Origin of the sequence: Streptosporangium sp. NPDC087985 (genome assembly GCF_044741965.1) — a bacterium.
GTDB lineage: Bacteria > Actinomycetota > Actinomycetes > Streptosporangiales > Streptosporangiaceae > Streptosporangium.
This window is the reverse complement of sequence record NZ_JBIUTQ010000009.1, coordinates 183,168-195,989: the sequence shown is the minus strand read 5'-3', so window position 1 is coordinate 195,989 and position 12,822 is coordinate 183,168. Positions and strand designations below refer to the sequence as shown.

Genomic DNA, 12,822 nt, shown 5'->3' with positions numbered 1-12,822 from the left:
GCAGCAGAAACCCATTCCGCAGACACTTACCGCTTAACCTGCAGAAACAGGATCACGCGGAGATCAACTCATACACCACTTCGCTGGACGTGACCCCCCACATGCAACCATAGGCCGCCGAGAGCCCCTGTCTGTCGGTGGTCGCGGGATATACGCGGGATGAAAGGGGCCACGTTTCCGCACGTCGAGGCCGGGGTTTCGGGACGTCTGCGGGATGAGCCCCCAGCGCACGACGAAGGGCCCCGGAGTGATCCGAGACCCTTCGTTGTTCACCTGATCATGTCGGTTCATGCGGCGAGGGCGTCCATGATCCGCTGGCTCAGCAGATCCGTGGCCAACTCGACGGCTACCTCCACCCCAGCCCCTCTGGGAGCACCCGGCCTGGTCAGGAGAGGTTCAGCCACAATGCACGTTGTTGAGCGAGGTGCTCGTCCCGGCCACTACTGATCCGCTCACGTTAATACACTGGCCAGGAGCTGAGACGTACACCGGGCCAGCGTAGTACTGGAAATAGTCGGCATTGACCTCGTACCCCGTGCCGTTGGCTCTCGATATCGAAACGCCCTTCCAGGTCGTGGTGCCGTAGTTGGAACCGTAACCGTAGGCCAAGGCGCAGTTCTTTCCGGCGCTGGAGCTGTAGTACACCTCCAGCGTGCCTGTGCGGGTCCCGGTCTTGGGGATGGCGTAGACGCCGACCCGGGAGTAGCTGCTGCCGCAGGGTCCGGCCGCGCTGGCCGGGGCGGCGCCCACCACCAGCGTGGTGGAGGCCAGGGCCGCGCCCGCCAGGAGGGTCGCCAGCTTACGTGTGCGCACGAATATCCTTTCGATTGCCATAAGTATGATCATGCATACCACCGGCCGACGGTCACCACCCACGAGTCGTACTCGATGTGACGGTTCCCACATATTTCCGCCCCGCGGCGCTCCGGTCCGTTTCTTTGGGAGCCACCCGAGCGGACGATCGTGAACTGAGCCGTACGGACCTGAACAGCGGGGCGACCTCCGACCAGCGCAGCGAACGATCCTGAACGGTCCTGGAGATCGTTTGGGGACCTACGGATCAGAAGGTCAGGCCGTGCCCGTCGCGCGCCCGTCAGGAAGTAAAAAATGGTGAATCGCGGGGGACTTAAGGCGACCGCCATAAAGCCACTGACCTGCTGCTTAGCAGCTCAGAGCGGCGCGGCCCGAAATCTTCCAAACTGGCTACGACAGTCGGTGACGGCCAGGTAACCAGAGCCCGCTCTCTTTCAAGAGTCGTTTCGCAGCGTGCTGAGTAGCTTGGGACCCTCGCTGTCCGAGAGCGATCTCCCGGAGCAGGTCGGCGCAGAGCGCAATCTCGTCAGGAACCATCCATGTCAGGGTCCGTGAGAGCCAGTAGTCCGACCGCTGTATCAGGCCACACTGAACGACCATCCGCAGCGCCTCGGCAAGGTCCGGATCATCCGGACCAAGCAGGGGTCCGGCCTCGCTCTCCACCTCAACTCGCGGCCTCTCCAAGAGCGGCAAGAGCCACAACCTCGATCTCTCGAATGGGGTGTCCGTCCCGGCCTCGATCGTCTCGACGGTCCAAGCCCCGCTAACGATTACCAGCCAGAGGCCGTCCGGCTTGACGGCCAGTTCACGTGTGTGTAGCGCTTGGCCGTGGTGAGCTGGGAATGGCCGAGGATCACCTGAACCACCCGGATGTCCACACCTTGCTCCAGGAGCAGCGTCGCGGCCATGTGGCGAGCATCGTGAACACGGGCGTCCTTATCGATCTCGGCGAGCTTCAGGAGTCCCTTCCACTCGTCCCAGCCGTCTTTGGCATCGATGGGGCTCCCATCCGGCATGCCCCACACGAGATCCCAGTCCTGCCACTTCTCCCCCGCCTCTCCCCCGCCGCCTCCCGTCCGGCTCTCTGCGCCTCTCTATGGAGCTTCAGGAGGGCGATCAAGGGCAGCGCCGCATCGCCGTCCAGGTGACGGCCTACTGACCGCCGTTCCTCTTCCGGTCGTGCCGCAGCGCGAGCCGCACCGCGAAGTAGACGACCGCAAACAGTAGGGCTACCTCAAACACGATCAGGAACAGCTCTGCCAGCCCGAGCCCGAACATTGACCACCCCTCAAAAAAGGAACCGAGCGCAGTATGCGCCAATGGTGCGCCGCAGTCGAGCAAATGCCTCCGGCAAGGGGCCTCGGCTCCGGGATGATGGCCCGCGCGTGAGCCGAGGCCGTAGCTGGCTGAGTGGAAGCCTGCTCATCCCGCCCACCACGACCCAGGCACGGCCTCAGCCTGGCACCCCTGAAGATCGCTAAGAGCTCCTAACGCTCTGTGGGCGGACGCCCAGGCCCCGGACGAGCTTGCGGTACTTGTCGTGGTCGTAGCCGCGGTCACCGAGGACGACATCGGGGCGCGTCGGAGCATCATGATCTCGATGTTCTTGGACGCTTGACCACGGCCTAGGAGCACCAGCCAGCCGAACATCCGGATCATGAGCAGGTAGAAGAGACGGAGAGGCACAAGAACCGATCTTGCCTGAGCCACCGTCTCAGGTCGATCCGCAGGTCAAGCTCCCTGCGACGACTTTTGAAGCAGTACAGGCTGAACGGCTACCGCGGCATCCTGGGCTTCGTCACCTTCCTCCTCCAACGAACCGGTTAATCCACTTTTGAGACGTCGTCCGCGACGACTACCAATCCGGTGAGCGAAATGTCTCCTACTTTGGGCTGATTGTTGGTGGTGGGGGCTCTCGTACCATGACTTCGTGCACGGCCTTATTCGCTCCGTGTGGTACGAGCCCCGTTCCCCCAACGCACCGCGGCGGGTGTGGCGAGACTGGGTGCTCGTGGGGGTGTTGCTGCCGGTCGCGCTACTCGAAGGAGTGGTACGGCCGGACATGCCCTCACGGGTCATTTCGGTGAGCCTCGCGGTCGGGCTGGTGCCCACCTTGTTGTGGCGCCGCACCCAGCCGCTGCTGATGGTCGTGATCGCGTTCGGCGTGTCGGGTGTGGCCCAGGTGCTGGCGGGTGGCGACTCGCCCGAGTCCAACACCATGATCTATCTGCTTCTCCTGCCCTATGCGCTGTTCCGGTGGGGGTCCGGGCGAGAGGCGATCATCGGGTTGACGATCATTCTCGTCAAAGCCGCGTTCTCCGTGGTTGTGGACTATCCCGGTCCCGCCGACACCGCCGCCGCCTTCGCCGTCGTGTTCTCGGTGATCGCCGTGGGAGCGGCGTTCCGGTACCGGACGAGGGCGCGGACGCGGGAGCTTGACCAGGTCAAACTGCTCGAACGTGAGCAACTGGCCCGAGATCTGCATGACACCGTCGCCCATCACGTCTCGGCGATGGCGATCCGGGCGCAGGCAGGGTTGGCGACGGCGGCGTCGCGGCCGGACGCCGCCACCGAGGCGTTGCAGGTGATCGAGGCCGAGGCGGCCCAGGCGCTCGCCGAGATGCGCGCCATGGTTCACGTCCTCCGCCGGAACGCGCCCGCGGACCTGGCGCCTGGGCGGAGCATCGCCGATCTCTCCCAGCTCGAAAGCCCGGGACAATCCGGCCCGTCCGTCCAGGTGGAGATCGAGGGCGACACCGTCGGCCTCTCCCCTTCCGTCGAGGCCGCGATCTACCGCCTCGCCCAGGAGTCGGTCACCAACGCCCGGCGCCACGCGCGGCACGCCACCCGCGTCCTGGTTCGGGTCAGCGCCGACGACACGTCGGTCCGTCTGTACGTGAGCGATGACGGCGATCCCGTTCGCCCCGCAGGGACACCCGGTTACGGGATCACCGGCATGATCGAACGGGCTGATCTCCTCGGGGGGACCTGTGTGGCAGGCCCCAATCCCGACCGGGGATGGAGTGTCACCGCTGTGCTGCCGCGTACCGGAGTGGCCAGGTGAGCATCCGGGTGCTGGTCGCCGATGACCAGGAGATCGTCCGTACCGGACTGGTGATGATCCTCAACGCGCAGCCGGGGATCGAGGTGGTCGGCGAGGCCGCCGACGGGCGGCGAGCGGTCGAACTCGCCCGGCGGCTTCGGCCGGATGTGTGCCTTTTCGACATCCGGATGCCCGTGCTCAACGGCATCGAGGCCACCCGGATGCTCGCCGGGCCCACTGTCGACGACCCACTCGCCGTCGTGGTCATCACCACCTTCGACCTCGACGAGTACGTCTACGCGGCACTGCGCGCGGGAGCCCGGGGGTTCCTGCTGAAGAACGCCGGCGCCGAGCTGCTCTCCCAGGCCGTTCACGCCGCGGCGGCCGGTGACGCCCTCATCGCTCCGAGCGTCACCGCCCGCCTGCTCACCGCCTTCGCGCACGCCGGGCCCGCCGCGCCGCCGGTCCGTCCCATCGAGGCGCTCACCGAGCGTGAGGAGCAGATTCTCGCCACGGTGGCCCGGGGGCGTACCAACAGTGAGATCGCTGACGAACTTCACATCTCACTCAGCACCGTCAAGACCCATATCGCCAGCCTGATGGCCAAGCTTGGCGCCCGGAACCGGGTGGAAATCGCCATGTGGGCGTACGAGACCCATCGGGTCAGGAACTAGGGTCTGCGGATGATCCACTCGGCCACGGCGAGGTTGATGATCCATCCGGCGGCCACGAGCAGGGCTCTGGGGATCTCGCCGAGGGGGCCAACGAGGAGCATCCAGGGGAGTTGGGTGAACGCCTGGGTGCCTGCGGCCATGCCGATCGCGTAGGCGCGGATCATCCAGGCGCGGTGGCGGCGGAAATCTCTCCGCCGGATGGCGGTGAAGCCGAGAACGAGGGAGGCCGCCATCGCCGTGCCGAACACGAGCCGGAACACCGCGAGGAGATCGCCGTCGCCATCCGGGCGAGGATAGAACACGGTCATCCACAGGCCGGAGAGTGCGGCGACAAGTCCGCATACAACGAGAATCCGTCCTGCCATGCGGTGCCAGCCCGGCCTCCGACGACGGAACCTCTTCGCGAACTGGAAGGCGCCCACAATGCCGTAGAGCGACGCTCCGATGATGTGTAACACCACGGGTAGCGGTGTCGCGAAGAATCGCGCGTTAGCTGGGGTGACCGCCGCACCACCTGCCAATTCCCCCAAACGCAGCGCACCGGCGACCACCGGAATCACGCTGAGCATGATCAGGCCGGTGGGCCCCATCCATCCGGGGACTTTGGCGTCCCGTCCGCCGGGCTGTACTTTCTGGGGCTTGGTGCCCCTCACACTGCTTTCGGTCATGAGGGGATCGTGACTTCTTCGCCCATGTCTGCTCATCACACGAACGGCCCGATTCAGGTCAGCCGATCGTCCAGCGATCAGGCGTACTTTCGGCTGATTCGGTGGTCTGGCCGCGTTTCTTAGCCTTTTGACTACCTCCGCACCCGCATTGACTCGCATAAGGAGATGGCGATGAAGGCGTTCGTCTCACGCTCGTACGGGCCACCCGATGTCCTGACGCTTACCGAAATCCCCGTCCCCGTTCCTCGCGACGACGAGGTCCTGGTCCGGGTACGTGCCGGCTCCGTCAATCCGTACGACTGGCATAACATGCGCGGCGAGCCGTACCTGGCCCGCCTGATGCCCGGCGGCCTCGCGCTCCGCACCCCCAAGGTCACCATCCTGGGCGCCGACATCTCCGGCCAGGTCGAATCCGTCGGCAGAAACGTCACGGAATTCCGCCCCGGCGACGACGTCTTCGCCGTCATCAGCGGTGGCGGCTTCGCCGAATATGTCTGCGTCCGCGAATCCGACCTCGCCCCGAAGCCGGAGAACCTCTCGTACGAGGAGGCCGCCGCGGTTCCCATGGCCGCCAACACCGCCCTCCTCGCCCTGCGCGACGAGGGTCATATCCTGCCCGGCCAGCGTGTTCTCATCAACGGCGCGTCCGGTGGGGTCGGCACGTTCGCCGTGCAACTCGCCCGCGCCCTCGGCACCGAGGTCACCGGCGTCTGCAGCGCCCGGAACGTGGACCTGGTCCACTCCCTTGGCGCGACCAAGGTCATCGACTACACCACCCAGGACTTCACCCGCGAGACCCAGCGCTACGACCTGTTCCTGGACATCGCCGGAAGCCGACCGGTCTCCGTCTCCCGCCGCATCCTGCGCCCCAAGGGGGCCTACGTGGTGGTCGGCGGCCTGCCCGGTCGCTGGATACAACCCATGGGCCATGTGCTCTCCGCCCTGGCGGTATCCCGCTTCGTCGGCCAGCGGATATCGGTGGCAGACGCCCTCAAGTGCCCCAGCCCCAAACAGAACCTGCAGACGTTGAGCGCATTCCTGAACGACAAACGAGTGATCCCGATCATCGACCGTCACTACCCCTTCGAAGAAATCCCCAGGGCAATCGGCTACCTGGAGGAGGGCCACGCCCCCGGCAAGGTCGTCATCTCCGTCTGAGCGGCGCCCTCACCGGAGGCGTCCCACACGTGACACGCCACGGCCTACAGCCGGTACGGAGCCGACGAGGGCCCGGTCAAGGCGACACGGGGTGTCAGGTACAGCTCCCCTTCTTGGTGAGGCGTCCGCCGGTGACCTTGTTGTCGCAGGCGATGGTGTTGCCGCCCACGGTGTCGTTGATGCCGGGCGCGAGCACCACCCCTCGGTAGAACCTGCTGCGACCCTGGTTTACGGGATGTCCCCTGCGTGGTCCACGATCCCGTCGGCTAGGCGAGCGATCGAGTAGACCGCTTCCCCTTTCGAGAACGTGCGGCCGTCCGGCATCCGCTTCCCATTCAGGTAGAACCCGCGCACCCCAAGGAACGCGTACGTGTTCGGGTCGACGATGATCTCGCGACGGAATCCCTGGTCATCCATGTAGATCCCGCTCCCCTCTCGGCCCGCCAGATCGTGCACCTTCTCCTCCATCCCGACGCCGTCCAGGCGCGAGATGATGGTGTAGAGGGCGGCGCGCAGGCGGGGCGGCGGCGTGACCTCCTGGAGGAGCCCGTGGACTTGGTGGAACACCGCGATCGCCTCCAACCGCGGAGAGCCGCTCGTCGTGTTGTCCTTTTTCAGGCGTTCGAGCAAGGCGGACGGCTCCAGGGGAAGCGAGCGCAGGTAAGCGAGGCCGTGCTGTCGTGGCTTACGGTCCAGTTGACTGACGACTGCTGTGATCAGCGTGCCATCTTCAGCACGTCGTGCCGCCTTCTTGCCGTCGCCCCGAGTCCACGTTTCCATCGTGTACCGCGAGCCGCTCTTCCCTCCGCCGGTGGGCGGCACCTTCGACTCGGGCGTTACCTTCGGTGAGGAGTAGATGTCGTTCTTGGCGTAGATCCACTGGTCGGCGCGGGGATAGATGTCCTCGGTTCCAACCGCTGCCGCGGTCGCTCGCTTGGCCAGTATCTCCGCGTTCGCGACGGGCAGCCACGCCGGAGCACTGGTGGTTCCCTTCCCATGGCCGTCCGTGCCGAGGTTCTGCACGACTGTGACGCCCGCGGTGATCGCGAGGCCGAGGGTGCCAGCGGTCGCCACACGCAGCACCGTACGGGGTACCACCCTGCGGCCCTTTGGCGGGGGGGCCATCGCGGCCAGTAAGCGCCGCCGCGCACCGTGAAGATCGTGCTCTTCGCTCTGCCGCACCTGTGAGCGCAGGTCTCGGACGATGTCCAGGTCGTTCACAGTGTCTCCTCGATCAAGTCGGTCGGATTGGTGCCGCCAAGGGCATTGGCGATCTTGCGGCGGGCGCGGGACAGTCGAGAGCGGACGGTCCCGATGGGCACGTCCAGCGCTCGCGCGGTCTCCTCGTAGCTGAGGTCGCCCCAGGCGATCAGCAGCAGGACGTCGCGCTCGCCCCGGCCGAGCTTGGCCAGGGCGGCGGCGAGCCGTTCGCGGGTGGCCGAGGCGGCGACCCTGGCGACCACCCGGTCGTCGAAGGCCGCAGCCACCGGGTCCTCCCCGGTGCGGGCGAGGGCCCGGTAGCCGCGCACCTCGGCCCTGTGGTGACTACCGATGATGTTGGTGGCGATGCCGTACAGCCACGGCAGGGCGTCAGAACGGTCGAGGGCATACCTGTGCCGTTTCGCGAACGCTCTGGTGAACGCCTCGGCCACCACGTCCTCGGCGTGGTCTGGGCCAAGGCGCCGAACGACGTAGCGGTGCAGCACGGCGGCATGCCGGTCGAACAGCTCGGCGAAACGCTCGGGATCTCGTAGGGACGCATCGATGATCGTCGAGTCGTCCACAGGGATCGGCCTCCCGAACCCTGCCGTACCGCCCTCCGAGAGTGCCTCAATTGATTTCACGTCTGTATTTATCCGGATGACGAAAACAGGTTCCCTCCCCGCACCACCCACGGAGACCGCGCACACCAGTTCCGCGAGCCACACGACCACGCGGGCGACGAACGAGCCCGGGCACCAGCCTCAGACAGTCCGGCCGGTGTCGCCGCCGACCGGCCCAGCAACATCGCCAGTTCGCTGCGGACCTGGCGCATGTGCACGCGCATCGCGTCCTGAGCGGCCACGGCGTCGTCCTGCTCGATCGCGTCGAGCGCAAGGGAGTGCCAGAGCGCGCGGTGGTGCCAATCCGACGGGCGCAGGTTCGAACCCTGCAGGGCGCGCAACCAAGACCAGGTCATCTAGTCGCCGACCTGGTCTTTTTCATGTCACCGGCCCAAGCCACTCATGCAGAGGAGTGTGGCCGGCCGATGTCAATGTTCCGTACACACCTTTTGGTTGATGTGATCTAGTTGTTCCTGTCTTGTGACAGATGGGAAGAATGAGGCGATAGTTTCGTTTTCCCTTCAGTCCCTCAATGCGCACCGTTCACTCGGGAGATCCACTGTGACCGCTCGAGACCACGCCGCTTTATCGGCGCTTTATCGAACGTGATTGAAGGGACAGCACCTGATGCAGCCATTAGCAGCGAGAAAGCTGCTGGGAGGCGCGAGGAGTCGAGGACGTCTCGCCGCGGTCATGATGGTCGCGACGCTGCTCGTCAGCGGCATCGTGACGGCGGCGCACGCCGACCCGGACTCGGGGAAAGCGGATCGGGGACGTCCCAGCCCGACGCCGACCAGTTCCCCCTCCCCTCCTGCCCTCAGCCCGGCCGGCGGTTCGTACCTCGAGGGCACGGTCAAGGTCGCGGCGGTCCCGACCGCGGCCGGTGACAGTGTCACGGAGCTCGCCATCGACGGTGTCGCGCTCAAGGCCACCCGGACGGTGGGCGTCTCCAAGCTCCGTTTCGACGTCGGCTCGAACTCGACGGAGGCGCGGTACCACAACTACGTGCTCGTCAACGGTGCGTACCGGAGCGACATCGGCGACCACGTGAACGAGCAGGCGACCATCGAGATCCCGAACGAGCACCTCGTCAAGGGCGAGAACACCATCGAGATCTTCGCCGGGGCGATCCAGACCTCATGCGGACTCAACTACGACGACTTCGTCCTGTCCGACGTGAGCCTGGAACTGCTTGGTGAGGTCGCGGACGGAGAGGACAACCCCTACACCCTCTCGTTCGGCGACGGCAACTGCGGCTCGAACACCTCGCTGCTCAAGCAGGCCAAGCTCATATTTTTCGTTCAGGGCGACCCGCAGGGCACCACGGGTCTCACCTCGGACGTGGACACCACGACACTGGCCAACGGCGAGCACGCCATCACCGCCAAGACCGCGGCCGGGGCCACGGTCAAGAACGGCGTGACCGTGAACAACGCTCCGGCCGGAGCGCCCCGGCTGCTGCCCACGGACGGCACGCTGGTGGCAGGCACCAAGCCGGTCTTCGCGACCGTACCCGCCGCCGGCGGAGGCGACGTCGGATCCCTCACGATCGACGGCGCCGAACCCCCCACGAAGGCCACGCTGGGCAACGGTGCGGCGAAGTTCAGCTTCGACGTGGGCGCGGACTCGATCGACGACAAGTACGACAACTTCCTGCTCGTCAACGGAAAACGCATCGACCTGGGCGGCTCCTGGGCCAGTCAGCGCGTGACCATCGCGGTCCCGGCCCGATTCCTGGTGCCCGGCGAGAACACGATCAAGGTCGTGACCGGGGACTACAAAGCGTCCTGCGGCATCGACCGCGACGACTTCGCCATCGCGAACCTCGGCCTCGCCCTCGACGGCGCCACCGTGACCGGCCACGACATCAAGCCGTCCTACGACATGGGCGACGGCACCTGCGGCAGCAACCAGACCGCCCTCCGCGAGGTCGACCTGCGCTACACGATCGACGCCCCGCCGGTGCACGTCATCCAGACGCTCGGCTCGGGTGACGCTACCCTCAGCTTCAACGTGGGCAGCAACTCGATCGAGGCGCGCTACCAGAACTACCTGCTCGTCAACGGGCAGAAGGTCGTGCTCGACGGCGACTTCGTGAGCCAGCGCGTCGACTTCACCTTCCCGAACGAGTATCTCGTCCCCGGCTGGAACACGATCGACTTCGTGACCGGCAGCTATCCGACGTCGTGTGGTGCCAACCGCGACGACTTCGCGATCTCGAACATCACCCTCACCCCGGTACGGGGCACGGCAGCCGGCCAGATGCTCAAGGGCTCGTACAGCATGGGCGACGGCAACTGCGGCGACAACGTGAACCTGCTGACCGAGATCGACCTCGAATTCCTCATGGACGCACCCGCCGGCGGTCTGCGGGCGGACCTCGACACCACCGCCATCAAGGACGGCAAGCACACCATCGCCGCGGCCTCGACCACGGGGGAGACCGCCACCCATACTCTGATCAGTGACAACTCGGCGCCCAAGGTCGCCACGAGCGTCCCGGCCGCGGGTGAGAAGATCACCGCCTCGGTCGTGCTGGATGTCAGGCTTGAGGACGCCTCCGGCGTGGTGTCCGGGCCGGACATCAAGCTCGACGGCCAGCCGATCGCGCTGGGCGCCCAGGTGGGCCCGGGCCTGCGTCCCGGTGCGCACACCCTGTCCGTGACCGGCACCGACGGGCTCGACAACACCGCCACCCGTGAGATCGCGTTCGAGTCCGCGGGCATCCCGGACGTCCCCTCCGAGCTGACACCGGCGTTGGGGACCGTCGACGTGTCGGGATCCGTCACGCTCTCGGCGAAGGTGGCCGAGCCCGGTGGCGGCCAGGTGAAGGCGACGTTCTCCGAAGCCGAGATCCTGACGCCGAACCAGGTGTACCAGGGCGTGGCCCAGTCCGTCCCCACGGCCCTTCGGGTCCCAGGGGAGAAGAAGGTCAAGGCCGAAGGACTCGAGCCCGCCGACGGGGCGACGCTCGACGCGCCCGCCGGCCGGGACGTCACCTACCAGCGGTTCGACATTCAGGTGAAGGGCCACGTGGACGCCCCAGTCCTGCGCTGGGAGGGCGTCATCGACCCCGAGCGCCTGGTGTCGCTGCGGGCGTGGAACACCAAGACCCGAGCGTGGGATCTCCTGACGAGCTCCCGTGGCGCCGCCGAGGGCAACACCGTGCTCACCGCCGTCGTCGGCGGGGAGTACGTCGACGTCCAACAGGTCCACGTGATGGTGACGGGTGAGGATCCGTTCGCCGACGATATCGACCCCGGTGACCCGAACGGCTTCGCCGACCCCTCCACGTACGACTTCTCGATCGTCCACTTCACCGACACGCAGTACCTCTCCGAGGGTGCGGTGGAGCAGGAGACCGCCGAGGAGCGCGCGGTGTGGGAGTCCGCCTACGCCGGCATCGTCAACTGGATCAAGGACAACAAGGACCCGCGCAAGATCTCCTACGTCGCGCACACCGGCGACATCATCGAGAACAACATCCGCAAGCCCGCGGACGAGGCCATGCAGAAGCAGGTCGTCGGCGAGTTCGAGCTGTCCTCCAAGCAGCAGCGCGTGCTGGACGAGGCGAACATCCCGAATGGCGTGATCGCCGGTAACCACGACAACCAGTCGGGTACCGAGAACGGGCCGGAGGCGATCTACAACAAGTACTACGGCCCCGGCCGGTACCAGACGTCGTCGCAGGGCTGGCAGCACGCGGAGTACGGCGGGCCGTGGAAGGAAGGTGACAACCAGAACCACTACGACCTGTTCTCCGCCGGCGGGCTGGACTTCGTCGTGGTCGGCCTGTCGTACGGTGTCACGCGGGAGGAGGCCGAGTGGGCCGACTCCATCTTCAAGAGGTTCCCCAACCGCAACGGCATCCTGCTCTCGCACGACTACCTCGTGCCGAGCACCAACCCCGACGGACGCGGCGCGGGATTCTCGGCGCCCGACGGCTCGATGCTGTACAAGACGGTGGTCGAGAAGAACCCGAACGTCTTCCTCATCCTCGCCGGGCACGAGCACGGCGTGGCCACGAACGTGAAGCCGAAGGTGGGCCAAGTCGGCAAGGGCGTCGTCGAGCTGCTGGCGGACTACCAGTTCTACACGGTGTCGGCCGACCGTCTCGGGCTCACAGAGGTCGGCGGGTACAACCCGAACGACCAGCTCCAGTTCGGCGCGAGCTTCTTCCGGCTGCTGCAGTTCAACGTCCAGCGGGCGGAGCTGACCGTCGACACCTACTCCCCGTTGCTCAACGACTTCGGCGCCGGCGAGTTCGACCCGCTGCGCCGTTACGACGGGCGCGAGGACAACATGGTGCTACCGGTCGATCTCACCTCCCGTACGACGAGCTTCAAGACCGACTCGCTGACGATCTACAAGCCCACCCGGGTCATCGGCACGAGCACGGTCACGTCGGGTCAGGTCGCCTCGGTGGTCTGGGACCGCCTCAAGGGCGACACGGCCTACGCCTGGTTCGTCACGGCACACTCCGCCGGCGGCGGCGTGACCGCCTCCGAACCGAGCGTCTTCGTCACCAAGGACGAGCACGACCGTCCCGGCAAGTGGGGACCGGACTCACCTCTGTACCGCTGGTTCCAGCGCAAGTAACCGATCCGTAGCCGCCGCCCCGGACCTGGTCCGGGGCGGCGCTC

The 12,822-nt window shown here is 66.3% G+C and carries 10 protein-coding genes; 4 read left to right on the top strand and 6 right to left on the bottom strand.

What is annotated here, in order from left to right:
• Positions 1-396: 396 nt before the first annotated feature.
• From ACIN94_RS19340 to ACIN94_RS19330, 3 genes are all read right to left on the bottom strand, one after another.
• Entirely contained in the window at positions 397-813 is a 417-nt protein-coding gene (locus ACIN94_RS19340; RefSeq protein ID WP_400707768.1) for a hypothetical protein, read from the bottom strand.
• A gap of 770 nt (positions 814-1,583) precedes the next feature.
• Positions 1,584-1,829: a tyrosine-type recombinase/integrase gene (locus ACIN94_RS19335; protein ID WP_400707765.1), complete on the bottom strand. Its 246-nt coding sequence runs from the start codon at positions 1,827-1,829 to the stop codon at positions 1,584-1,586.
• A 136-nt stretch (positions 1,830-1,965) separates the two neighbouring features.
• Positions 1,966-2,091: a hypothetical protein gene (locus ACIN94_RS19330; protein WP_400707762.1), complete on the bottom strand. Its 126-nt coding sequence runs from the start codon at positions 2,089-2,091 to the stop codon at positions 1,966-1,968.
• 652 nt (positions 2,092-2,743) lie between these two features.
• Here ACIN94_RS19330 and ACIN94_RS19325 point away from each other — a divergent pair.
• Entirely contained in the window at positions 2,744-3,877 is a 1,134-nt protein-coding gene (locus tag ACIN94_RS19325) for a sensor histidine kinase (RefSeq protein ID WP_400707759.1), read from the top strand.
• Positions 3,874-4,530: a response regulator gene (locus tag ACIN94_RS19320; RefSeq protein WP_400707756.1), complete on the top strand. Its 657-nt coding sequence runs from the start codon at positions 3,874-3,876 to the stop codon at positions 4,528-4,530. The genes ACIN94_RS19325 and ACIN94_RS19320 overlap by 4 nt, the downstream gene beginning before the upstream one ends.
• Here the strand turns inward: ACIN94_RS19320 and ACIN94_RS19315 are convergent.
• Positions 4,527-5,198: a DUF2306 domain-containing protein gene (locus ACIN94_RS19315; RefSeq protein ID WP_400707753.1), complete on the bottom strand. Its 672-nt coding sequence runs from the start codon at positions 5,196-5,198 to the stop codon at positions 4,527-4,529. The two genes, ACIN94_RS19320 and ACIN94_RS19315, sit on opposite strands and share 4 nt — an antisense overlap.
• A gap of 171 nt (positions 5,199-5,369) precedes the next feature.
• Here ACIN94_RS19315 and ACIN94_RS19310 point away from each other — a divergent pair, with 171 nt between their 5' ends.
• Positions 5,370-6,356: an NAD(P)-dependent alcohol dehydrogenase gene (locus ACIN94_RS19310; RefSeq protein ID WP_400707750.1), complete on the top strand. Its 987-nt coding sequence runs from the start codon at positions 5,370-5,372 to the stop codon at positions 6,354-6,356.
• Positions 6,357-6,584: 228 nt separating this feature from the next.
• Here the strand turns inward: ACIN94_RS19310 and ACIN94_RS19305 are convergent, their stop codons facing one another.
• Positions 6,585-7,577, bottom strand: coding sequence for a CU044_5270 family protein (locus tag ACIN94_RS19305; protein WP_400707747.1), 993 nt, complete (start codon positions 7,575-7,577; stop codon positions 6,585-6,587).
• Positions 7,574-8,140 carry an RNA polymerase sigma factor gene (locus ACIN94_RS19300; RefSeq protein ID WP_400707744.1) on the bottom strand — a complete coding sequence of 189 codons (567 nt, stop codon included), beginning with the start codon at positions 8,138-8,140 and terminating at the stop codon, positions 7,574-7,576. Before ACIN94_RS19300 ends, ACIN94_RS19305 begins: the two co-directional genes overlap by 4 nt.
• Positions 8,141-8,872: 732 nt before the next feature.
• Between ACIN94_RS19300 and ACIN94_RS19295 the strand changes: the two genes are divergently transcribed.
• The gene (locus ACIN94_RS19295; protein WP_400707741.1) at positions 8,873-12,778 is read left to right on the top strand and encodes a metallophosphoesterase; all 3,906 of its coding nucleotides are present in this window, start codon (positions 8,873-8,875) and stop codon (positions 12,776-12,778) included.
• Positions 12,779-12,822: the final 44 nt, after the last annotated feature.

Coding starts and splice junctions, on each gene's coding strand:
- ACIN94_RS19310 (WP_400707750.1), top strand. CDS start 5,370: ATGAAGGCGTTCGTCTCACGCTCGTACGGGCCACCCGATGTCCTGACG.
- ACIN94_RS19330 (WP_400707762.1), bottom strand. CDS start 2,091: ATGTTCGGGCTCGGGCTGGCAGAGCTGTTCCTGATCGTGTTTGAGGTA.
- ACIN94_RS19315 (WP_400707753.1), bottom strand. CDS start 5,198: ATGACCGAAAGCAGTGTGAGGGGCACCAAGCCCCAGAAAGTACAGCCC.
- ACIN94_RS19295 (WP_400707741.1), top strand. CDS start 8,873: ATGATGGTCGCGACGCTGCTCGTCAGCGGCATCGTGACGGCGGCGCAC.
- ACIN94_RS19335 (WP_400707765.1), bottom strand. CDS start 1,829: ATGCCGGATGGGAGCCCCATCGATGCCAAAGACGGCTGGGACGAGTGG.